At 37.5% G+C, this 21,938-nt stretch carries 22 protein-coding genes, 1 pseudogene and 1 other annotated feature; of the genes and pseudogenes, 13 read left to right on the top strand and 10 right to left on the bottom strand.

The window, feature by feature from the left end; translation table 11 throughout:
• Window positions 1-11: 11 nt before the first annotated feature.
• From recD2 to mtnN, 13 genes are all read left to right on the top strand, one after another.
• A complete protein-coding gene (gene recD2, locus KFZ58_RS10870) occupies window positions 12-2,327 on the top strand; it encodes an SF1B family DNA helicase RecD2 (RefSeq protein ID WP_235791335.1) in 2,316 nt (771 codons plus the stop codon).
• An 82-nt stretch (window positions 2,328-2,409) separates the two neighbouring features.
• Complete coding sequence (locus tag KFZ58_RS10865; protein ID WP_235791334.1) at window positions 2,410-2,601, top strand: YrzR-like zinc ribbon domain; 192 nt, start codon at window positions 2,410-2,412, stop codon at window positions 2,599-2,601.
• A 48-nt stretch (window positions 2,602-2,649) separates the two neighbouring features.
• Window positions 2,650-3,720, top strand: coding sequence for an AI-2E family transporter (locus KFZ58_RS10860; RefSeq protein WP_235791333.1), 1,071 nt, complete (start codon window positions 2,650-2,652; stop codon window positions 3,718-3,720).
• A gap of 45 nt (window positions 3,721-3,765) precedes the next feature.
• Window positions 3,766-3,975 (top strand) — a binding site (T-box leader).
• Between the two features lie 286 nt (window positions 3,976-4,261).
• Window positions 4,262-6,901 carry an alanine--tRNA ligase gene (alaS, locus tag KFZ58_RS10855; protein WP_235791332.1) on the top strand — a complete coding sequence of 880 codons (2,640 nt, stop codon included), beginning with the start codon at window positions 4,262-4,264 and terminating at the stop codon, window positions 6,899-6,901.
• Window positions 6,902-7,076: 175 nt separating this feature from the next.
• The gene (locus KFZ58_RS10850; RefSeq protein WP_235791331.1) at window positions 7,077-7,343 is read left to right on the top strand and encodes an IreB family regulatory phosphoprotein; all 267 of its coding nucleotides are present in this window, start codon (window positions 7,077-7,079) and stop codon (window positions 7,341-7,343) included.
• The gene (gene ruvX, locus KFZ58_RS10845; RefSeq protein ID WP_235791330.1) at window positions 7,344-7,757 is read left to right on the top strand and encodes a Holliday junction resolvase RuvX; all 414 of its coding nucleotides are present in this window, start codon (window positions 7,344-7,346) and stop codon (window positions 7,755-7,757) included.
• 12 nt (window positions 7,758-7,769) lie between these two features.
• Window positions 7,770-8,057: a DUF1292 domain-containing protein gene (locus KFZ58_RS10840; RefSeq protein ID WP_235791329.1), complete on the top strand. Its 288-nt coding sequence runs from the start codon at window positions 7,770-7,772 to the stop codon at window positions 8,055-8,057.
• Between the two features lie 138 nt (window positions 8,058-8,195).
• The gene (mltG, locus tag KFZ58_RS10835; protein WP_235791328.1) at window positions 8,196-9,314 is read left to right on the top strand and encodes an endolytic transglycosylase MltG; all 1,119 of its coding nucleotides are present in this window, start codon (window positions 8,196-8,198) and stop codon (window positions 9,312-9,314) included.
• A gap of 34 nt (window positions 9,315-9,348) precedes the next feature.
• Complete coding sequence (locus tag KFZ58_RS10830) at window positions 9,349-9,990, top strand: O-methyltransferase (protein ID WP_235791327.1); 642 nt, start codon at window positions 9,349-9,351, stop codon at window positions 9,988-9,990.
• Window positions 9,991-10,007: 17 nt separating this feature from the next.
• Complete coding sequence (udk, locus tag KFZ58_RS10825) at window positions 10,008-10,637, top strand: uridine kinase (RefSeq protein ID WP_235794728.1); 630 nt, start codon at window positions 10,008-10,010, stop codon at window positions 10,635-10,637.
• A 140-nt stretch (window positions 10,638-10,777) separates the two neighbouring features.
• Window positions 10,778-11,254 carry a transcription elongation factor GreA gene (gene greA / locus KFZ58_RS10820; protein WP_235791326.1) on the top strand — a complete coding sequence of 159 codons (477 nt, stop codon included), beginning with the start codon at window positions 10,778-10,780 and terminating at the stop codon, window positions 11,252-11,254.
• A gap of 122 nt (window positions 11,255-11,376) precedes the next feature.
• Window positions 11,377-12,060, top strand: coding sequence for a YrrS family protein (locus tag KFZ58_RS10815; RefSeq protein ID WP_235791325.1), 684 nt, complete (start codon window positions 11,377-11,379; stop codon window positions 12,058-12,060).
• 59 nt (window positions 12,061-12,119) lie between these two features.
• Window positions 12,120-12,812 (top strand): 5'-methylthioadenosine/S-adenosylhomocysteine nucleosidase, encoded by a 693-nt coding sequence (gene mtnN, locus KFZ58_RS10810; protein WP_235791324.1) that lies wholly within the window; start codon window positions 12,120-12,122, stop codon window positions 12,810-12,812.
• A 37-nt stretch (window positions 12,813-12,849) separates the two neighbouring features.
• On the opposite strand, the gene sigK is transcribed toward mtnN, so the two are convergent.
• The 10 genes and pseudogenes from sigK to KFZ58_RS10760 form a co-directional block, all read right to left on the bottom strand.
• Entirely contained in the window at window positions 12,850-13,554 is a 705-nt protein-coding gene (gene sigK, locus KFZ58_RS10805; protein ID WP_235791323.1) for an RNA polymerase sporulation sigma factor SigK, read from the bottom strand.
• A 132-nt stretch (window positions 13,555-13,686) separates the two neighbouring features.
• Window positions 13,687-15,153 carry a UDP-N-acetylmuramoyl-L-alanyl-D-glutamate--2,6-diaminopimelate ligase gene (locus KFZ58_RS10800; RefSeq protein WP_235791322.1) on the bottom strand — a complete coding sequence of 489 codons (1,467 nt, stop codon included), beginning with the start codon at window positions 15,151-15,153 and terminating at the stop codon, window positions 13,687-13,689.
• Window positions 15,154-15,280: 127 nt separating this feature from the next.
• Window positions 15,281-15,634 (bottom strand): monovalent cation/H(+) antiporter subunit G, encoded by a 354-nt coding sequence (gene mnhG / locus KFZ58_RS10795; RefSeq protein WP_370642502.1) that lies wholly within the window; start codon window positions 15,632-15,634, stop codon window positions 15,281-15,283.
• Window positions 15,627-15,902: a Na(+)/H(+) antiporter subunit F1 gene (locus tag KFZ58_RS10790; protein WP_235791320.1), complete on the bottom strand. Its 276-nt coding sequence runs from the start codon at window positions 15,900-15,902 to the stop codon at window positions 15,627-15,629. The genes mnhG and KFZ58_RS10790 overlap by 8 nt, the downstream gene beginning before the upstream one ends.
• Window positions 15,902-16,378, bottom strand: coding sequence for a Na+/H+ antiporter subunit E (locus KFZ58_RS10785; RefSeq protein ID WP_235791319.1), 477 nt, complete (start codon window positions 16,376-16,378; stop codon window positions 15,902-15,904). Before KFZ58_RS10785 ends, KFZ58_RS10790 begins: the two co-directional genes overlap by 1 nt.
• 6 nt (window positions 16,379-16,384) lie before the next feature.
• Entirely contained in the window at window positions 16,385-17,869 is a 1,485-nt protein-coding gene (locus KFZ58_RS10780; RefSeq protein WP_235791318.1) for a Na+/H+ antiporter subunit D, read from the bottom strand.
• The gene (locus tag KFZ58_RS10775) at window positions 17,862-18,200 is read right to left on the bottom strand and encodes a Na(+)/H(+) antiporter subunit C (RefSeq protein WP_235791317.1); all 339 of its coding nucleotides are present in this window, start codon (window positions 18,198-18,200) and stop codon (window positions 17,862-17,864) included. Before KFZ58_RS10775 ends, KFZ58_RS10780 begins: the two co-directional genes overlap by 8 nt.
• Window positions 18,200-18,634, bottom strand: coding sequence for a Na(+)/H(+) antiporter subunit B (locus KFZ58_RS10770; RefSeq protein WP_235791316.1), 435 nt, complete (start codon window positions 18,632-18,634; stop codon window positions 18,200-18,202). Before KFZ58_RS10770 ends, KFZ58_RS10775 begins: the two co-directional genes overlap by 1 nt.
• Window positions 18,631-21,035, bottom strand: a pseudogene (locus KFZ58_RS10765) (Na+/H+ antiporter subunit A). Before KFZ58_RS10765 ends, KFZ58_RS10770 begins: the two are co-directional and overlap by 4 nt.
• Window positions 21,036-21,426: 391 nt before the next feature.
• Complete coding sequence (locus tag KFZ58_RS10760; RefSeq protein WP_235791314.1) at window positions 21,427-21,591, bottom strand: sporulation histidine kinase inhibitor Sda; 165 nt, start codon at window positions 21,589-21,591, stop codon at window positions 21,427-21,429.
• Between the last annotated feature and the right edge of the window lie 347 nt (window positions 21,592-21,938).

Below are 21,938 nucleotides of genomic sequence, written 5' to 3'. Positions count from 1 at the left end.
GGGTTGTTTTGATGGGATTAGACAGGCAATCTAATGAAGAAAAAGGATATATAAAAGGCGAGCTCCTCTATATGATTTTTCATAATGAAAAAGAGCATTTTTCTATTGCAAAAATCAATGTTCAGGATACGAATGAGGAGTATAAGGAAAAAGAAATTGTTGCCAAAGGGTACTTTTCTAATCTTCAAACACAAACAGCCTATTACTTCTATGGTGATTTCGAGCGACATCCCAAGTTCGGCCTGCAATATAAAGTCTTGTCCTATCAAACGTATATTCCGGATACGAAGGACGGGCTGATTGCCTATCTTTCCAGTGATTTATTTTATGGCGTTGGGAAAAAGACAGCTAGTCGAATTGTAAAACATTTGGGTGAGGGCGCGGTGTCCAAAATCCTAAACAATTCTGACGTACTAGCAGATGTCCCCGGTTTAAAACAGGAAACAGCAGACATATTGGCTAAGAGTCTCCAGGAAAATCAAGGCTTTGAGCAAATTGTTGTCTATTTATCCAAGTACGGTATAGGTTTAAAAATGGCCCAGAAAATATTTCAAGAATATAAAGAAGATGCAATCTCTATTTTGGAAGAGGATCCGTATCAGTATGTTTTCGATATTGAAGGGTTTGGGTTTCAAACTGCAGACGAGATAGCGAGACAAAACGGTCTTTCTCTGTCACATCCAAACCGCATTGGTGCCGGGTGTATTTATGTCCTGCAGAAAAGCATTCAGGATGGACATGTTTATTTACCACTAAAGCATTGTGTTAGACAAATGCTTGATTTGCTTTCGAATAATTCCTTATCCGAGGAATTAATCATTGATAGATTGAATGATTTAAATACAACGAAACGCATTATTATCCAGGATGAAAATATTTATCTGCCATCACTCTACTATGCTGAGGACGGATTTGCATCCCATTTAAATAGGGTTATCGATAAACCGATGGAAGAGAATGTTCCTTTAGCTGAATTAATGAAAATAATCGGTGATATAGAGGATAGCGAAGTATTAAGTTATGGGAAAGAACAGTTTGCGGCTATTAATCAAGCACTGCACTCTAAAGTTATGATTCTGACAGGAGGACCGGGGACAGGCAAAACAACGGTTATTAAAGGTATTCTTAATGCGTATGCGACCATTAATAGTCTCACGCTGGACCCTAGTGATTATGACAGTGAAACACCGTTCCCTTTTGTCTTAACAGCACCAACAGGACGTGCTGCAAAGCGTTTAACTGAATCCACAGGTCTTCCTGCTGTCACCATCCATCGTCTGCTAGGCTGGGATGGGAAGAATGGATTTGAAAAAAATCAAAATGAGCCGCTGTCAGGAAAGTTTTTAATTATTGATGAATTCTCCATGGTAGATATTTGGTTAGCCAATAATCTTTTCAAAGCAATACCGGATGACATGCAAGTCCTAATCGTTGGTGATGAAGACCAGCTTCCCTCGGTGGGGCCAGGTCAGGTTTTATCTGATTTATTAAAGAGTGAACGCATACCATTTGTTAGCCTTCATGAGGTATACCGTCAAAAAGAAGGTTCCAAAATCATTCATCTTGCGCATGAAATTAAAAATGATGCTGAAATAACATTGCAAAATGATAAAGATTTCAGCTTTATTCCATGTAATGAACAACAGATGCTTGACGTGATTATGACCATTTTTTCAAGAGCAATGGAAAAAGGAATTGACGTCAAAGATATTCAAGTGCTAGCACCAATGTATCGAACAAAAGCAGGGATTACAATGATCAATAAAGAGCTTCAGCAGTTGATTAATCCTAAGACATCCAGAAGAAGGGAAGTAAAATTTAACGAGGTCATCTACCGGGTTGGTGACAAAGTCTTGCAACTTGTTAATCAACCGGAACATGGGGTTTATAATGGAGATATCGGAGAAGTAGCTGCTATATTTGAGGAAGATGAAAATAAGGAAAACGTTGAACAAATAGTCATATTATTTGAAGATAAAGAAGTGGTTTATGAGCGTAAAGACTATGTGAATATCATGCATGCGTATTGTGTGTCGATTCATAAATCACAGGGCAGCGAATTCCCAATTGTTATTCTGCCGGTTGCTTCCACTTACAATCGCATGCTTCGTAAAAATCTACTCTATACAGCAATTACAAGAAGCAAAGAGTCACTGATTATTTGCGGACAAGAGCAAGCATTCCTGCGAGGCGTACGGACAATGGATACTAATAAGCGATATACAAATTTAAAAGAACAATTAACAGAAAGGATCGCGGGTCTTCCGCAAGCGTTGGTGGAGGAGTCAGAAACCGAAAAAGAAATTACGCCATACGATTTTATGTGATTTTCTATGATTAAATGTATATTTTATAAAAAAACGGGTTAGCATAACATAATAAATTTATTTAATAGAGGAGTTTATATGTATGATGCGTTGCCCGAATTGTAATGGGAAGGATATAGGCAAAATTGGTACACAAGACTATTATTGCTGGACGTGTTTTATTGAGATGTCTGTGATCAATAATGAATTAACAATCCATCAAGTAGAAGCGGATGGTTCCTTGAGTTCTCTTAATGATCTGTTTTCTGAAGAAGAAAGAAAAATGCAATGGTAACCTTTAGCTGCAAAAGCAAAATCACTTTTGTACTAAGGGGAGATTTATATGATCCAAAATAAAAAAGCAATACGTTTTCTTTACTGGCTTATCACCGGTATTTTTGTTTTTTTATTTATCTATTTACTTGTTAATCTGTTCCCATTATATGGAGCCTTTTTTTCATTTATATTGCGGTTGTTATCTCCATTTCTTGTTTCGCTGTTAATCGCCTATCTTCTTTACCCCGTCATAAAAAAATTGCATAACTACAATATACCAAGAGGATTAGCTATACTTTCCATTTATATATTATTTCTTGGTGGTTCAGCTTATTTAATTTACCGTGTTTATCCTGCTGTAATCCATCAGCTACAGGATTTAAATGAGCAATTGCCCGTTTTAATTGATATGTACGAAAATCTCATTTATCAGTTATATGAATACACATCATTTTTACCGGAGGCAGTTCATGATAAGATAGACGCATTGATCACAAGGGTTGAGACTGGGCTGGAAAATATATTGGATAAACTAGTCGGTGGCGTTACAAGGATTTTTGATGCGATTATATTTCTTACTGTCATCCCTGTACTCGTATTTTATTTCCTGAAGGATTATCATAAACTAAAGGATTACTTTAAGAAATTTATCCCGAGGAAATATCGGCCGCAGACAGGAGAACTAGTTTATGCTATTGATAAGAGCTTGGGAAATTATATACGTGGGCAATTACTTGTTTCGTTATTTGTTAGTCTAGCAACATGGATTGTTTTCCAGTTTTTAAACATAAATTATGCGCTGTTGTTAGCAATTATTATGGGGATTACTAATCTTATTCCTTATTTCGGACCAATTATAGGAGCCGTTCCAGTGGTGGCTATTGCGCTTACAACGTCCTGGGAATTAGTTATATTTGTGAGTATTGCGATATTAGTTATCCAGATTATTGAAGGGAATTTGTTATCACCATATATTGTCGGGAAAAGTATTAATATCCATCCAATCGCGATTATATTTGCTTTATTATTAGGTGGGGATTTGTTTGGGGTCATTGGGTTGATTGTCGCCGTACCTCTATTAACAATAGGTAAGGTGGTCACAGAACATATCCTAGCAATGAGACGCAGTATTGATTGACATTCGTCTAAAAGTTTCTTATACTATCGCTAAGATTATATAAGTTAATGCGCCCTGAAGGTTATGAGTACGTGGCGTTCGGTTTAAAGAGAGGGATTTTCATTTGGCTGGAAAAAATCCTAAATGCAGAGTCATGGAAAGCTAAACTGGAGTACGGTTAATACCCGTCGGTTTCATACCGTTAACATGACTGAGTGATGAATAATTTTTTATTGTTCATAATTAGGGTGGTACCGCGCTTGTCTCGTCCCTGTAGTGATACAGGGAGGGGATTTTTTATTTTGGCTCTTTTCGTAAGTATTGTTGCTTTTAATCTTCGCAGTTGCTAGAAACTGTAGCGTAAGTGTTGTTTGCTATAATCGCCGTTCGGGTGAGCGAAGTGTATTTCCGTAGCAGTGGATTACAGGCATATCAAGATACAAGGCAGTTTATATCCTTTGTGCAATAGCAACAAATGTTTTTGGTGGGCCGAACCTTTGGTGCAGTCCCAATCTTTTAGACAACATCTTTTATTTTCAATGTTTTATAAGGAGGGTAATAAATGAAACAGTTAACATCGGCTGAAGTAAGGCAAATGTTTATTGATTTTTTTAAAGAAAAAGGACATCGTGTTGAACCAAGTGCTTCATTGGTCCCTAAGGAAGATCCAACATTATTGTGGATAAACAGTGGGGTAGCAACTTTAAAGAAATACTTTGATGGTCGCATTATTCCGGATAATCCGCGTATTGTCAATGCACAAAAGGCAATTCGTACAAATGACATTGAAAATGTAGGGTATACGGCAAGACATCATACGTTTTTCGAAATGCTTGGGAATTTCTCCATCGGTGAGTATTTTAAAAAAGAGGCGATTGAATGGGCTTGGGAGTTTTTAACCAGTGAGAAATGGATAGGCTTTGATGATAAATTATTATCCGTGACAGTACATCCTGAGGACGATGAGGCCTATGATATTTGGTTAAATGATATCCAAATTCCAAAGGAACGTATTATACGCTTGGAAGAGAATTTTTGGGATATTGGTGAGGGGCCTAGTGGACCAAATACGGAAATATTCTATGACCGCGGAGAAAAATATGGGGATGATCCAAGTGATCCAGAGCTTTACCCTGGCGGAGAAAATGAACGCTATTTGGAAATATGGAACTTAGTGTTTTCCCAGTTTAATCATAATCCGGATCACACGTATACCCCACTTCCTAAGAAGAACATTGATACCGGTCTTGGTCTGGAACGAATGGTTTCCGTAATTCAGGACAAACCAACAAATTTTGAAACAGATTTATTCATGCCTATTATTCGCAAAACTCAAGTTTTAGCAGCAACTACGTATGGAAAGGGAGTAGAAAGTGATACGGCATTCAAGGTAATTGCAGATCATATTCGTACCGTAAGTTTTGCTATAGCTGATGGGGCAGTTCCATCAAATGAGGGACGAGGTTATGTGTTACGGCGATTGCTTCGAAGAGCTGTTCGTTTTGCAAAAGAAATCGGTATAGAGAAACCATTCATGCATGAGTTAGTCCAAACGGTTGGAGAAATTATGAAAGATTTCTATCCAGAGGTTTTAAAACAAAAAGAATTTGTTGAAAATATTGTAAGAGTGGAAGAAGAACGTTTTCATGAAACCCTAAATGATGGACTCGAAATATTAACATCTATTATAGAAAAAGAAAAAAGTAAAGGAAGTACTGTCTTTCCTGGTGTAGAAGTTTTTCGCTTGTATGATACGTATGGATTTCCTAAGGAATTAACCGAAGAATATGTCGAGCAGCAAGGCTTTACCATTGATGAAGAAGGTTTCAATACTGAAATGGAAAAGCAGCGTGAGCGGGCCAGAAATGCACGCCAGAAGGTTGATTCCATGCAAGTACAGGAAGGTATTTTAAGTGAAGTAGATGTAGATAGTACGTTTATCGGCTATGATTACCTAGAGATAGAAACCAGAATCGAAGCCATTATAAATGGAAAAGAAGAAGTAGAATCAGCTAATGCGGGCGATGATGTATTTATTTTTCTTAAGGAAACGCCGTTTTATGCTGAAAGCGGTGGTCAGATAGCCGATAAAGGCTGGATTTATGCAGATCATGCGTCTGCTTATATTGAAGATGTACAGAAATCTCCTAAGGGACAACATGTTCACCGTATGACTGTAAAGGACGGAGTGCCTTCTACGGGAGATCAGGTAAAGGCAATAGTTGATAGCAGATTCCGCACGTCTATTATTAAGCATCATACGGCAACACATCTCTTGCATCAAGCACTGAAGGATGTGCTCGGCGACCATGTTAATCAAGCGGGCTCACTCGTAACACCTGACAGATTACGCTTTGATTTCTCCCATTTCACTGCTGTGTCAAAAGAGGCTTTACAAGAAATTGAGCAAATTGTAAATGAAAAAATATGGAGCTCCCTATCACTTTTTATTGATAATAAAAAAATAGAAGAAGCAAAAGAGATGGGGGCAATGGCATTATTCGGAGAAAAATATGGAGATATCGTACGGGTTGTACAAATTGGGGATTACAGTATAGAATTATGTGGAGGCACACATGTTCAAAACACATCCGAAATCGGTTTGTTTAAAATTGTCTCTGAAGGTGGTATAGGTGCTGGGATAAGAAGAATTGAAGCTGTTACCAGTAAGCATGCCTATGAATTTTTAACAGATAAAGTAAACTTACTGCAGGACTCAGCACAATTAGTTAAAACGAATGAAGAAAATCTGCCGGAACGTATTGAAGGCCTGTTCCAGGAAATAAAGACCCTTCAAAAGGGAAATGAGTCATTGAGTGCCAAGCTCGCTAACGTAGAAGCTTCAGCTATATTGAATCAAGTGAAAAAAGCAGGTGATGTAAACTTACTCGCTACTCAGGTAAATGTAAAAGATATGAACCAGCTGAGGAACATGGTGGATGATTTAAAACAAAAGCTTGATTCAGGCATCATATTATTGGCTGCGGAAAATAATCAAAAGGTACAATTGGCTGCGGGTGTATCAAAGGATTTAATAGATCGTGGTTTCCATGCAGGTAACCTGATCAAACAGGCGGCCAGTATTTGCGGTGGCGGTGGTGGCGGACGCCCGGACATGGCCCAAGCTGGCGGAAAAGATCCAGAAAAAATAGACGCAGCACTCCGTTTTGTGGAGCAATATATAAGTGAAAATGTAAAATAAAAACAGTCTCTGTCATAATCAATAGAAAAAGATATAATAAATCCTGAAAACATGTTAAACTAGCTAGTGAAGGTAAAATTTGGTCGTTAAAAGATAAATTTTTAAGGGTTAAAAAGCTTTTGCCACTCACTATAAAAAGCTATTACTTAAGTTATTCTAAGAATGAGGTGTCACGATGAGCTCTATTGATAAAACGATGAAATTTAATTTTTCGGAAGAACCATTTGATCACGACATTAGAGAAATCGTCTTTACAGTGCATGAAGCACTTCAAGAAAAAGGGTATAACCCGATTAATCAAATTGTGGGTTATCTATTATCAGGTGACCCTGCATACATCCCAAGATATAAGGATGCTCGGAACTTAATTCGCAAAGTCGAACGTGATGAAGTTATTGAGGAACTGGTAAAATTTTATTTAGAACAACAAAAGGAAGAATAGATGAAAATCATCGGTTTAGATGTTGGTTCCAAAACCATTGGTATTGCTGTAAGTGATGCACTTGGGTGGACCGCTCAGGGCTTAACAACCCTTAAATGGGATGAAGCAGACATTAGTTCTGCAGACGCAGCATTGAAGGAAATAATAGCAGAGCATGAAATTGGAAAGGCTATAGTTGGCTTACCTAAAAACATGAATGGTACAATTGGTGAACGTGGACAGGCATCAGAGAGATACGCAAAGCATATAGAAGAAACCCACGGGATTCCTGCTGTACTATGGGATGAACGATTAACAACCGTTGCAGCTGAACGTGTGTTACTAAAAGCAGATGTAAGTAGAAAAAAGAGGAAAAAAGTTATAGACAAAGTGGCTGCAGTAATGATTCTGCAAGGATACCTCGATCAAAAGTAAAGGAGTGAAATAATGGCACTTGAAGAAAAGGAACGGATCATTATACCGGATGAAAACGGGGAAGAACATTTATTTGAGGTTCTTTTTACGTTTGATGTAGACCAAACAGAACATTCCTATATTGCTTTAATTCCGGTTGAAAGATCAGAAGATGAAGAAGTTGAGGTTTATGCTTTTCGTTATGAAGAAAAGACCAAAGATGATGATGATCTATCCTTATTTCCTATTGAATCAGATGAAGAATGGGAAATGGTTGAAGAAACATTGCATGCATTAACAGACGAAGAAAACGAAGGGTAATAACAGGGTTAATGGCTTTTTGAATAACCTAATTAGCTGATGTCTGGATTCGGACATCAGCTACTCTTTTATACTTAGATGATGATGGAATATCCCATTGATTTTTAGTATAATATAGCGGATGAAAGGGGGATATGTATGTCTAAGAAGAAAAAAATAGGCAGTTATAAAGACAATTTAATTTTGCGATTCGATGAAGCTACAACGGTTCGTAAAGTAGTTGCAATTATAATTATAGCACTCATTCTTATCCTTATTGCTGGCGGTATTTCGGGGTATTTGTACATTAACTCTGCACTTGCGCCAGTTGAGCCTGAGAGTGAGGAAGAAGTAGAAGTTGCTATTCCTATTGGATCCTCTTCATCTGCAATAGCAGAGATACTGGAGGAAAATGGTTTAATTAAAGACAGTCGCATCTTTCGTTTTTACGTACAATTTAATAACGAGTCTAACTTTCAGGCTGGGGAGTATACATTTTCCCCATCTATGACAATGGACGAGATTATTGACTCATTGAAAAATGGACGAATTATGGAAGAACCTATTCATACTATTACGATTCCAGAAGGACTAAATATTGACGAAATAGCAGAAATTTATGCAGAAAACCTGCATTTTAGTAAGGAAGATTTTCTCGATCAGGTAAATGATCCTGAATATATAGATGAGTTAATCGAAGCATATCCAACTATTCTAACAAGTGACATCATGGACCCATCTATCCGGACACCTTTGGAAGGGTATCTGTATGCTGCGACATATAACTTTTATACGGATGAACCAAGTGTGACTTCTATAGTAGAGAAAATGCTCGCACAAACAGAATCTGTGGTTGAGCCCTATATGGATGAAATCGCAGAACAGGATCTTAGTGTCCATGAAGCAATAACATTTGCGTCTATCATAGAAAAAGAGACAGGTATGGAAGATCAGCGTAATAAAATTTCCGGCGTATTTTATAATCGATTGGAAGAGGGAATGCCCCTGCAGACGGATCCAACTGTCTTATACGCATTAGGAGAGCATAAGGATACCGTTTTGCATGAGGATCTAGAAGTTGATTCTCCGTATAATACGTATCAGGTAGAGGCTTTGCCAATAGGTCCGATATCAAATTTTGCAGAGAGTGCATTGGAAGCAGTTGTTAATCCTGAGGAATCCGATTATTTATATTTCCTGCATGACGGTGAAGGAAGTATATATTACGCTGAAACCTATGAAGAACATTTAGAATACAGTGAAGAGCATATTGAATAAAGCTCGTTAATATAAGATCAAAAAGAGGTATAGCATGGAAGGACAGCTAGCAACTTATTTAACTAAATTATTGCCAATACAAGAAGACTGGGTAATGGAAATGGAAAAAGAAGCAAAAAAAGAAAATGTGCCAATAATGGATCCAGTTAGTATGGATTTTATCATGCTATTGATTAAATTAACTAAACCAAAGCGGATACTCGAAATTGGTACAGCAATCGGTTATTCTGCATTACGAATGGTTGAAGCATACCCGAAAGTATCCATTGTAACGATTGAAAGAGACAATGCGCGGTATGAAAAAGCAGTTCAACATATAAAACAGCAGAATAAAACAGGTAATATTACTGTTGTTCATGGAGATGCATTAGAAAAGATAGAAGCTATGGCAGCGAAAAAGGAATCATTTGATCTTATTTTCATTGATGCAGCAAAAGGGCAATACAAACGTTTTTTTGAGCTTGCCAGCCCGATGTTAGAAAATGGTGGCTTAATACTTTCCGATAATGTATTATTTAAGGGGTATGTAGTTCATCCTGAAGAAGCCCATTCCCGACATAAAAAAATGGTTGAGCGTATTCAAAACTACAATGATTGGCTCACGAAACATCCAGATTATACAACATCTATCGTTCCTATTGGTGATGGAGTTGCGATAAGTCTTAAAAATTGGTGAAGGGGATGAAATTAATAATGCAGGATAAACCTGTTGTTATCGGCGTAGCAGGCGGGAGTGGAAGTGGGAAAACTTCCGTAACAAATTCCATATGCGAACGATTTTCTGATAAAACAATCCTTGTTATTGAACAGGATTATTATTATAAAGATCAAAGTCATTTACCTTTAGAGGAAAGACTTAACACAAATTATGATCATCCACTTGCATTCGATAATGATTTATTAATTGATCATCTTCATAAGTTAATGAATCGAGAAGCAATTGAAAAACCAGTCTATGATTATAAAATTCATACGCGCTCTAACGAAGTGATTCCGGTCGAGCCTAAGGATGTCATAATATTGGAAGGCATCCTTATATTAGATGATCCACGATTGGTTGATTTAATGGATATTAAAGTGTTTGTTGATACAGATGCAGATCTAAGAATTATCAGGCGCCTTCTAAGAGATATAAAAGAACGTGGGAGAACATTGGATTCGGTCATTGAACAATATATAGACAATGTTCGACCATCACATCTACAATTCATAGAACCGACGAAGCGTTATGCAGATATCATTATCCCGGAAGGTGGGCAAAATCATGTGGCAATTGATATTATGGCCACAAAAATAGAAACAATTTTGTCGAAAAGTAGTTAAAAATACTTTTATAAAAGTATTGATAAATAAATTAAAATCTGCCATAGTAATATTTAATAAATTATATGTGTAACCCTTGAGCAACTGTGAAACATTGCTCATTTTGAATGTACCAGTGAATAGTAGAAGGAGTGTTTTTAATGGCAATAGAGAAAAGTTATTATATGACTCAAGAGGGTAAAGAGAAAATAGAAGAAGAGTTGCACGAGTTAAAAACAACGAAAAGACAAGAAGTAGTTGAACGTATAAAAGTTGCTCGGGACTTCGGTGACCTATCGGAGAACTCTGAATATGATGCGGCAAAAGATGAACAAGCATTTGTTGAATCACGCATTGCCCAAGTTGAAAAAATGATTCGTAATGCAGTTATTATTGAAAATGATAATGATAATCCGGATATCGTCTCATTAGGTAAATCGGTAACATTTAAAGAATTACCGGATGGAGAAGAAGAGACATACAGGATTGTAGGTAGTGCGGAAGCGGATCCATTCGAAGGGAAAATTTCAAATGATTCTCCAATGGCTAAAAGTCTTATTGGCCATGAAATCGGTACAGAGGTTGCTGTAGCAACACCTGGAGGAGATATTCAAGTGAAGATTGTAAAGGTAGAATAAAAACACGGATAAAAAGGGCAATAAAAGCGGAGCTTATATTTCCGCTTTTATTGCTGTTTGGTTTACATATAAGGTTTCTTTCAAAATATGATACTATGGTATAAATAGGGAGGGAAGATAAAATGGGGGACTCTGATAACCATTCACGTCTCAATAAATATGACAAACGGAGAAAAAACACAAAATTAATTTCCATTCTTCTTATACTTGGTGCGATTCTTGTGCTCATATTGATTGGCATGTGGATTTTTGGAGGCAATGGTGAGGAAGAATCGGACGAGCAAAATGAACAATCCGCTGAGACTACGGAGCAGGAAGAAAATACGGAAGCGGAAGATACAGAAGATGATGTCGTAATCGACGAGGGTAATGACTCCCAAAATGATGCTTCAGACGAAGGTGCAGAAGGAGAAAATGAAGACCAGGAAACAAATGAAGAAGCTAGTGAAGATGAAGATAATGATGAAGTAGAGACAGAACAAGTTGAGCCATCAGATGATAATGTTTCAGAAGCATATACAGGTAATTGGGATCCGGTGGGTACAGAACAAGAAGGCCCTCATACTACTGATTACAGCGATGGTTCCCAGGACCGTATTGAAATAGATCAAGCCGCTTCTGTAGCTACAGGCTTAGATCAAAGTAATATGGCAACATACTGGGTTGGTAACGATGGAGACCAACAAGTTATTGCGACAGTTGGAAATGCAGATCAAGAAGCGTATTACCGTGTTTTTCTATCCTGGGTAGATAATGAAGGGTGGCAGCCTACGAAAGTTGAAGTGTTAAACGAACTGGAGTATTAAGTTGTTTTTATTCGGCAACTTTTAAAACATGCACTTTTACAAAACTGGAGGACTTGTATATGACAATCGGGGTTATTGGCGCAATGGATGAAGAAGTTGCTTTATTAATGGACAATATGATTGATAAGGAAGAAAAAACGGTTGCAAATTGTTTATTTGTAAGTGGGATGCTTCTTGGCAGGGAAGTCGTTTTATTAAAATCCGGGATTGGAAAAGTAAATGCAGCGATGGCTACAACCATTATGCATGAACGTTTTTCCCCATCTTATATAATTAATACGGGATCTGCAGGTGGGTTCACTAAGAATCTTGAGGTAGGGGATGTTGTCATTTCAACAAGTGTTGTCCATCATGATGTGGACGCTACTGCCTTTGAATACGCATATGGCCAAGTTCCAGGCATGCCAGCAATGTATGCTGCAGATACCGGATTAATTACGAAGGCAATAACTGCTGTAAAAGAATTAGAAATTCAATATGAAGAAGGCATTATTGCTACAGGTGATTCATTCATGGATGATCCGAATAGGGTAGATTTTGCTCATGAAAAATTCCCTACCATGGTTGCAGCAGAAATGGAGGCTGCTGCTGTTGCACAAGTTTGTTATCAATATAATAAACCGTTTGTCATTGTTCGTGCCTTATCAGATATTGCCGGGAAACACTCGTCCATTACATTCGAAGCTTTTTTGGAAAAGGCAGCTAAGAATGCGGCAAATTTAATCATGTCAATGCTTAAAGAAATGGATTAAGAAAATGAACGCTATTTAAGCAATAGCGTTCATTTTCTTAGCCTCTTCGCTCATTTCGATAATATTCATGAAATACTTTCATTAGAGCTCTTTTTTCAATTCGTGATACATAGCTTCGTGATATATTTAACTTCTTGGCTATCTCACGCTGTGTCATTTCTTTGTAGTCATTTAATCCATAACGATAAACAATTACTTCCCTTTCTCGATTATCAAGAATGGTAAAATAATCCTGCATTTTTTCTATTTCCATATTTAATTGAATATATTCAATAACATCTTCATTCTCTGCCTCTAGAATATCAATTAAACTAATTTCATTCCCTTCTTTATCTTGCCCAATTGGGTCTTGAAGGGAAACATCTTTCTTTACTTTTTTCAGTGCCCGTAAATGCATAAGTATTTCGTTTTCAATGCATCGTGCAGCATATGTTGCGAGCTTTGTACCTTTATCGACGGAGAAGCTTTCGACTCCCTTAATTAAACCAATTGTTCCTATAGAAATTAAATCTTCCATATCCTCTCCGGTATTCTCAAATTTTTTGACGATGTGTGCTACTAAACGCAAATTATGTTCAATTAGCTTATTTCTAGCGTCTTCATCACCGTTTTGCATTGCTTTAATGTATTTCGCTTCTTCATCCGGTGGCAGGGGTTGAGGGAAGGCGTGGTTTTTTACATATGAAACGAAGAAAACAGCTTCTTTGATAAGTAGGGCAAGAACGCTTAAAATTCCGGACAAACGCGTGCACCTCCTAATGTTTATGGGTATTTGCCTATATAACATCTTTATGTAGGGTTTAGAGGATTCGTGTCTGTCCTTCTCATATAAACAAAAAAGGTGCCTGAGTTTTGCTCTAGACACCAATAATAATTATTTATATTTTAACAGCGACTCTGCTTCGGCAATTTTCACATCACTATGAGGATGCTTTTTGTCTTTGATAATTTGGGATTGTTCCTGTCCTTTACCGGCAAAAACAAGAATGTCTCCAGGCTCACTCATGGTAATGGCATGAGAAATAGCTTCTTTGCGATCTGAAATTAATGTATAATTATCGTGCAACATTCCCTTTTCCATGTCCGTTAAAATGCGTTGAGAATCTTCATACCTGGGATCATTTACGGTTAATATAACATAATCAGCAGCCGATGCTTTTTCAGCCATGAGGGGGCGTTTAGATTTATCTCTATCTCCCCCTGTTCCTATAACGAAAATAAGTCTGTTCTGCTTAAAAGGTAAGACAGATGCAATAGATTTTTCAATGGCGTCTGGTGTATGTGCGTAGTCCAGATACATTGAAACCGGTGCATGGAGGTCCAGTTTTTCCATTCTGCCATTGATTGGATTTAAATCCTTAATAAGGTTTACCAAATAGGCTACAGACATTCCTTTTGCAAATAAGGAAGCTATGGCTGCAAGTGCGTTATAAACATTGAATTCACCTACTAACTTTAGCTCTACAGCAAAAGTTCCTTCAGGTGAATGTAATGTAAATTGAGTTCTGTCCTGATAATATTTAATCGCTTCTGCTTTGAAGTGTGCTTCCTTTACAATACTGTAGGTAATGACTTCGACTGGTGTATGGGAATTATATACATCTGACCAAGGATCGTCTGAGTTGAGTACAACATACTTTTCTTTTGTTAAATCATTTCCCAACTGGGCAAACAGCAACCCTTTTACATAACCGTATTCTTCCATTGTCTTGTGATAATCCAGGTGGTCCTGCGTCAGATTCGTAAATGTGACAATATCAAAATCCACACCCCAAAGACGTCCTTGAGATAAGCCATGGGAAGACACCTCCATAACCATGTTACTCGCGTCGTGATCCAGCGCTTTTCGAATCGTTTGTTGATTTGTTAAACAATCAGAGGTGGTATTGTTACTGGGTACTAATTCATTTTCTAATTCTAATCCGATTGTACTTGAAAGGGCAGTCTTTTGATTATCTCTTTGTAACATTGCTTTTATCAAATTGGTTACAGTCGTTTTTCCATTTGTTCCCGTGACCCCAAACATTGACATTTTTAGTGAGGGATAGTTGTAAAATTTGTTCGCAAGTAAAGCCATTGCTTTATAAGTATCGTGTACAACTACTAAAGCGGCTTTGTCAAATTCAATATCTAGTTTCTCTTCAGCCAGAATCACTGTTGCACCATTTTTAATCGCATCTGAATAGTAATCATGTCCGTCTACTGTATAGCCGCGTAGACATATGAATAACGTATCATTCTCAACTTTTCTTGAATCATGATGGATAGATGCTATTTCACTTGGCAATGTTCCATATATATTTTTTAAACGTAAGCTGGATAGTAATTCAGTAGTAATCATCGTTGTATACCCCTCATATTTCATATTACTTATATATTTCCATTTAAAAATAATGCTATGTATGGCAGTTTTAAGGAAGAAAAAAAGCGACGTTGTAATTAGTCACTTTTTTCTTAGATCTTTTGATTTATTGTTGCTGTTGATTTTTTTCCTCTTCTTTTGCTTTTTGTAAATCATCATGAATACTGGTTTTGTCGAGAGGGACACCCGTATAGTGGGCCGAACGAGTAACCATTAAGGAAGACAATGGTGCCGTTAAGAAGACAAAAAGAATTGCCAGCAGTAACTTCGCATTAAATTCTCCAGTGGAAAGGAAGAACAAAAATGTTCCCAGTATAAGAAAGATAACTCCAAAAGTAGAACTTTTTCCTGCAGCATGCGCACGATTATATACATCCGGAAGGCGAATCAATCCGAAAGCACCCAAAAAACTAAAAAAAGCTCCAATAAGCAGGCAAATACTGATGATGATTTCAGTCACGCTCAATGATAGTCCCCCTTTCAATGAATTTAGATACTGTCACAGTACTTATAAATGCAAGTATACTAAGGACCAAGACGACATCAGAATAGGCAATGGTCTCTTGCAGAATCATAACTACACCGATAAATCCAATCAAATTAATACCAAATGAGTCTAGAGCCAATACACGATCAGGAGTGGTAGGACCGATGATTGTCCGGATAAAGCAAATAATTAGTGATATTGCCATAATAACCAAAGCAGTGTATTGAATGAAAAGAAACATTACTTCGTCACCTCCATAATTGCACGTACAAATGTCTCCTGAATTTGCTCGATTTCATCTTCCTTATTTTGAGCGTCAACGGCATGAATATAGATGGTTTTATTGTCATCAGAAAAATCCATTGAAATTGTCCCGGGTGTTAAGGAAATGAGACAAGCAAGTAAAGTGATTTCCCATTCAGTTTCAAGCTTTGTCGGTACGGCAATAATACCTGGTTTATTCTTAAGTTTAGGTGCCAGAACAATTTTCACCATATCAATATTGGCTAATATTAGTTGTTTTATAAAGAGAATAATTAGCTTGATAATGGCCCAGACACGCGTCATGTAAAAATCAAAGGTTAAAAAACGACGCAGGATAAGGAGAATTAATATACCTACAACATAACCGACTACAAAGCTGACAGCCGTATAGTTGTTTTGCAGGAACATCCATATAATCGCTATGAAAATATTGATTAAAATTTGAAAAGCCATCATTCACTACTCCTTAAGAACAGATTCTATATATATCGACGGATCCATGATTTGTTCAGCTGCTTGCATAGAATACTGGAAAATCGGTTCTGCTGCCAGTCCTAAAATAATGGTTAATGCAACTAACGGTATAGTAGGCAGAAGCATTTTTCCGGCAGGAATTTTTGCCTGTGCTTCTGTATGTTTTTGTTTTCCCCAGAAAGCATATTGAAAAATCTTAATCATGGAGAACAGTGTCAGAAAACCGACAAGAAGAGCAACTCCTGCAATCACATGTTGTCCTTCCCCAAAACCGGAAACAATGATTGGAAACTTACTGAAAAATCCACTTAGTGGAGGAATTCCAGCTAGAGATAGGGCAGTAATAAAGAACATCCATGCCAGATAGGGATGTGTTTTAAGTAAGCCACCCATTTGTTTTAAATCTGTCGTACCTGTAATCCGCTGCGTTGCCCCGGCAAATAGGAACAACGCAGATTTTACGATTATGTGATGGACGATGTAATAGATAGCACCAGCAACTGCGATAGGCGTATAAATTCCAAGCCCCATAACCATATATCCAACCTGACTGATAATATGATAAGAAAGGATACGCTTAAAGTCGAATTGCGAAACAGCTCCAAGAACACCCAATAACATCGTAAAGCCTGCTAAAACAGTAATGATTCCTTTATGCGTAAACGCAATGTCATGATTGAATATCAGTGTAAATGTCCGAATAATTGCATAAATACCAACCTTTGTCAATAACCCACCAAATAGTGCTGCGATGGCGGCAGGCGGACCGTAATAGGAACGTGGCAGCCAGAAATACAAAGGAAACAATGCACCTTTCACAGAGAAAACAATCAGTAGTAGAACTGCTATAACATTTAATACGCCGCTTTGTTCCAGCTCTGCAACTCTCTCTCCCAAATGGGCCATGTTAACCGTTCCTGTAACCGAGTAGAGATAGGCAATAGCTACTAAAAAAAGCGCTGATGAGAACATATTGATAATCACATATTTAAATGACTCGCGCAGTTGATATTTCGTTCCACCCATTACAATAAGGACATAAGAAGCAATCAGCATTACTTCGAAAAACACAAATAAGTTAAACAAATCACCTGTTAAAAATGCCCCGTTTACCCCTGTAAGTAAAAAGAAATAGAAAGGGTAGAAAAACGTTTTTTCTCGTTCTTTGGTAATGGTTTGGAAAGCAAAAAATAAACAAACAACGCCTACAATACTTGATAAAATCAGCATGATGGTTGCAAAAATATCAGCGACCATGACAATACCAAATGGTGCAGGCCAATTCCCTAGCTCCAGAACGACAATACCTTGCTGGTAGACATGATAGGCTAAATAAATGGCTAGAACCAGCATACCAACAGCACTAACACTACTAAGGAAGCGCTGTACACCAATCCTTTTGTAAAATAAGATTAAAATAGCTCCGGTAATGAATGGTAGCAACACCGGGAGTATAACTAGATTATTCATCTGCAGATCCCCTTAACTCGTCTAAATCATCTGTCTTATGTACCTTATAAATTCTGTAGGCTAACACAAGAATAAATGAGGTAACACCAAAACTAATAACTATTGCTGTTAAAACCATTGCTTGTGGCAGAGGGTCTGTATACCCACTGGCTTCAAGATTTAGCAGCGGCGGTGCGCCCCTTTGAAGACCTGCCATGGTTATGAGCAGCAGGTGCGCCCCATGAGACATCAGTAATGTGCCAAATATAACGCGGAGCAGACTTCTGGATAATAACAAATAGGTAGCAACAGTAAACAATACACCAATCATAATAGATATTACAATTTCCATTAAATATCATCCTCCGCAATCGTTAAAATAATCGTTAAAGCTGCTCCGACTACTACCAGATAGACCCCAACATCAAAAGGGATTGCAGTAGTCAATTCTGCTTCCCCTAGAAGAGGGATATGGAAATAGTCAAAAAACTGTGTTAGAAATGGATATCCGAATAGCATGCTTGCAATACCGGTTGCAACTGCAAGTAAAAGCCCAATTCCAATAACAGTAATGAAATTAATTGGTAATGATTTTTTTATTGACTTTATATCAAAAGAAAGATATAGAAGTACAATAGCGCTTGCCGTCATTAATCCTCCAATAAATCCTCCGCCGGGATGGTTATGACCGGCGAAGAGTAAATAGATGGAAAAGGATAAAATGATAAACACTAAGATTCTTGTTAGCGTCTGTAACATAACGTCGTTGCTTTTTATCGGCTTCATACGTCCTCACTCCCTTTAAGACGGAGTTTTATTAAGGTATATACACCTAGTGCTGCTATAGCCAGAACCAGAATTTCAAGCATTGTATCAAGTCCCCGGAAATCAACAAGTATGACATTAACCATATTGTATCCGCCCCCTAACACCTTAGAATTCTCGATAAAGTATTCGGCAATGGAAGGGAAATTAACATCATTTCTGAATGCAAACGCACTTAATGCGATAGTGGTGAAAACTCCACCAACCCCTAGAGATATGATAAGGTTAATAAGTTTAAACCGGGGGCGTGATTTTTCTTTTTTTAGCTTTGGCAAACGCTGGAACACCAACATAAATAATACAATTGTAACGGTCTCGACAAGGAGCTGCGTCAGAGCCAGATCCGGTGCTCTAAATTGTACAAAGAACAGTGCCAGTAAGAAACCAATAACCCCGATTACAATAACTGCTGTAATACGATTATTGATAAAAGGGACAGCAATTGTGGCTGCAGTAAAGACAATAACGAGGAGCCACATATATGGTGTTATTTCTGACACATTTGTCATATCAATGGCAAATGCATTATATCGAATCATCGTATAGCCAAGTATCATTACAATGAATATAGCCATGTATGCCATATAATCCCTTAACAATCCAGTCATCTGAATTCGCGTTACAGCCTGTGATCCCTTAATTAGACCATCATACCAATGATCATACAGCTGATTAAATGGATCACGCTCCCTTTGATAGAAGGCTGTTTGTGACCATTTTCTCATCATCATATAAAGCAAGACACCGAATACTACAACACCGATAGTCATGAACAATTCGGTGTTAAATCCATGCCAGTGTGATATATTCACATCAAATCCTTGTGCTTCAGGCAGAATGGCTGCCATTGCTGGTTCAATGATGGAAGATGAAAGCAGGTTTGGAAATAAACCGAAGATAATTACCAATGATCCAAGAATCATCGGGCTAATCAGCATTCCCCATGGTGCTTCGTGAACATGACCATCATAATTTTCCGGTTTAAATTTACCTGTAAAAGTTTTCATAAACAAAATAATACAATATAAAAAGGTAAATACACTGGCTATCCATGCAACAAGAGGGAACAAGATGCCCCATGTCTCCAGATTGAAAAAGTCAAATGAAGTTACATTCACAGTTCCCGTAAAGAACAGTTCTTTACTTAGGAATCCATTAAATGGGGGCAATCCGGCCATAGACGCGAGTCCGATAAGAGAAACCGTTGCAGTGATTGGCATAATGGTCATCAAGCCACCAAGTTTTCGGATATCCCTTGTACCGGTTTCGTGATCCACAATACCTGCTGTCATAAATAAGCTGCCTTTAAATGTAGCATGATTTATTAAATGGAATACTGCAGCCAGAATAGCTGTTGTATATAATGTGTCTTCCACTCCATTACCATAATAATAGGCGGCCGAACCCAGCCCTAATAGGGTCATAATGAGTCCAAGCTGACTTATCGTGGAAAAGGCCAGAATGGATTTTAAATCCTTTTGCCTTACTGCAGAGATCGAACCCCAGAATAAGGTAACAGTACCAACGATCGAGATAATCCAAAACCACTCTGCTGCACCTCCAAAAACAGGGGTAAATCTTGCAACTAAGTAAATTCCCGCTTTAACCATGGTTGCCGAATGAAGGTAAGCACTGACGGGAGTCGGCGCTTCCATCGCATCAGGGAGCCAGATATGGAACGGAAACTGGGCGGATTTCGTAAATGCTCCGAGCAGTACCAGCAGCATTGCAGGCAGAAACAGGCTACTCGTGGCAATCATGTCAGCATTTGCAATGAGTTCGCGAATACTGAATGTACCGCTGATAACATAAAGCAGAGAAAATCCACCAAGCATAGAGAGACCGCCAAAGACAGTGATCAGCATGGATTTAACTGCTCCATCTGTTGATTTTTTGCGGTAGAACCAATAACTGATTAATAGAGAAGAAGCAATGCTTGTGATTTCCCAGAATACATAGATAACGATAATGTTGTCAGATAAAACAATACCTAACATTGCACCCATAAACAACATCAAGTAGACATAGAAATTATTCAGTTTTTCGGTCTTTTTCGACAAATAAAAGATAGAATAAAGTACTACCAATGCGCCTATACCTGTTATCAGTAAAGCAAATAATAGACTTAAACCGTCTACATAGAGGTTGAAATTAATCCCTAGTGATGGGACCCAATTTAGTGTCTGACTAATGGCGTCTCCCGCAGAGGTTACAGGTAAATATGACAGAAAATAAATAAAAAGTACGAACGGAGCGATGAGTACAAACCATCCTGTATGTATGCGTTTTGTATATTTGTATAAAATCGGAATCAAAATGGCAAACAAAAAAGGGATATTGTTGCCCAATGCAATATCGTCAAGTAAAATACCTCCTTCAATTAATACATAAAATAATTCTTTTTTAATCACAATGTCCTATATGGTATCTACTACATCAGGTCGTACTTAAAAGTATAACACTAATTTTAAAATGCATGCACGTCTAACATCTTTAGGTCACAATCAATAATTAAATAGGTAGAAAAAAGTTTAAAAAGAGGAATAAAAGATTCATCATAACCATCAAAAATAGGGAGGAAAGGCCTTTCTAAAGGTAATGTGAACATTTAATGAAATTTTTAAGAGACTATTCTTATCCATATCTCAGCTTATACCAAAAAAGCTGACTGCCAAACGTGGTTATTATTAGTCGTTTGGAGTCAACTCTATTCATGATTTTTGGTGATTGATTTGGCTAGGCTTCATTTTCTATTATTTTATTGATGTGTACTGACCTGATCTTGTATTTCCTAATTTGTGAGTTAAATGTCTTCTATGAATTTCTTCTTCAATTAAGGCAAGAAAATCAGGGCTTAGATTTAATTCATTTGCTTTGTGATAGGATTCCAACAGTAGCGCGTCTGACAAATGCTCCATAAATACAGCCCTCCTAAAAAGGATCAATTCCAGTTATAAGCTAATAATAATTTACCATGATTCTATGATCTGGACAAGGTAAAAGTTATCTACAGAAGCCTGTAGATAACCTGTGCACAAGAAGTTATTATTCTTCATAAATACCTTGATGTCAACTTACTATTTGTGAACAAAGTTATCCACATTGCGAAGAATGAAGGAATTTGTCGAACGGTTTTTTAAAAAAGATGGCAGTTAAAACGCATTTTTTAAACTAGGATGATCATAAGTTATAAGTTTTCCTTTATTAATTGGTAAAGTTATTATAGGATTGGTATATAATGTATCTATTGCTTTGAAAGGAAATA

The sequence above is a fragment of the Virgibacillus sp. NKC19-16 genome (genome assembly GCF_021560035.1).
GTDB lineage: Bacteria > Bacillota > Bacilli > Bacillales > Amphibacillaceae > Virgibacillus_L > Virgibacillus_L salidurans.
This window is presented reverse-complemented; position numbering and strand designations above follow the sequence as displayed.

Bases quoted from the DNA above. Each gene is read 5' to 3' on its own strand.
- KFZ58_RS10780 (WP_235791318.1), bottom strand. From the start codon at position 17,869: ATGAATAATCTAGTTATACTCCCGGTGTTGCTACCATTCATTACCGGA.
- KFZ58_RS10760 (WP_235791314.1), bottom strand. From the start codon at position 21,591: ATGGAGCATTTGTCAGACGCGCTACTGTTGGAATCCTATCACAAAGCA.
- KFZ58_RS10840 (WP_235791329.1), top strand. From the start codon at position 7,770: ATGGCACTTGAAGAAAAGGAACGGATCATTATACCGGATGAAAACGGG.
- recD2 (WP_235791335.1), top strand. From the start codon at position 12: ATGGGATTAGACAGGCAATCTAATGAAGAAAAAGGATATATAAAAGGC.
- KFZ58_RS10790 (WP_235791320.1), bottom strand. From the start codon at position 15,902: ATGTTTCTTTTCATTCAATACACTGCTTTGGTTATTATGGCAATATCA.
- KFZ58_RS10770 (WP_235791316.1), bottom strand. From the start codon at position 18,634: ATGAAGCCGATAAAAAGCAACGACGTTATGTTACAGACGCTAACAAGA.
- KFZ58_RS10850 (WP_235791331.1), top strand. From the start codon at position 7,077: ATGAGCTCTATTGATAAAACGATGAAATTTAATTTTTCGGAAGAACCA.
- KFZ58_RS10800 (WP_235791322.1), bottom strand. From the start codon at position 15,153: ATGATTACTACTGAATTACTATCCAGCTTACGTTTAAAAAATATATAT.
- KFZ58_RS10865 (WP_235791334.1), top strand. From the start codon at position 2,410: ATGATGCGTTGCCCGAATTGTAATGGGAAGGATATAGGCAAAATTGGT.
- KFZ58_RS10860 (WP_235791333.1), top strand. From the start codon at position 2,650: ATGATCCAAAATAAAAAAGCAATACGTTTTCTTTACTGGCTTATCACC.
- mltG (WP_235791328.1), top strand. From the start codon at position 8,196: ATGTCTAAGAAGAAAAAAATAGGCAGTTATAAAGACAATTTAATTTTG.
- alaS (WP_235791332.1), top strand. From the start codon at position 4,262: ATGAAACAGTTAACATCGGCTGAAGTAAGGCAAATGTTTATTGATTTT.
- KFZ58_RS10830 (WP_235791327.1), top strand. From the start codon at position 9,349: ATGGAAGGACAGCTAGCAACTTATTTAACTAAATTATTGCCAATACAA.
- KFZ58_RS10775 (WP_235791317.1), bottom strand. From the start codon at position 18,200: ATGGAAATTGTAATATCTATTATGATTGGTGTATTGTTTACTGTTGCT.
- KFZ58_RS10815 (WP_235791325.1), top strand. From the start codon at position 11,377: ATGGGGGACTCTGATAACCATTCACGTCTCAATAAATATGACAAACGG.
- greA (WP_235791326.1), top strand. From the start codon at position 10,778: ATGGCAATAGAGAAAAGTTATTATATGACTCAAGAGGGTAAAGAGAAA.
- KFZ58_RS10785 (WP_235791319.1), bottom strand. From the start codon at position 16,378: ATGGCTTTTCAAATTTTAATCAATATTTTCATAGCGATTATATGGATG.
- ruvX (WP_235791330.1), top strand. From the start codon at position 7,344: ATGAAAATCATCGGTTTAGATGTTGGTTCCAAAACCATTGGTATTGCT.
- udk (WP_235794728.1), top strand. From the start codon at position 10,008: ATGCAGGATAAACCTGTTGTTATCGGCGTAGCAGGCGGGAGTGGAAGT.
- mtnN (WP_235791324.1), top strand. From the start codon at position 12,120: ATGACAATCGGGGTTATTGGCGCAATGGATGAAGAAGTTGCTTTATTA.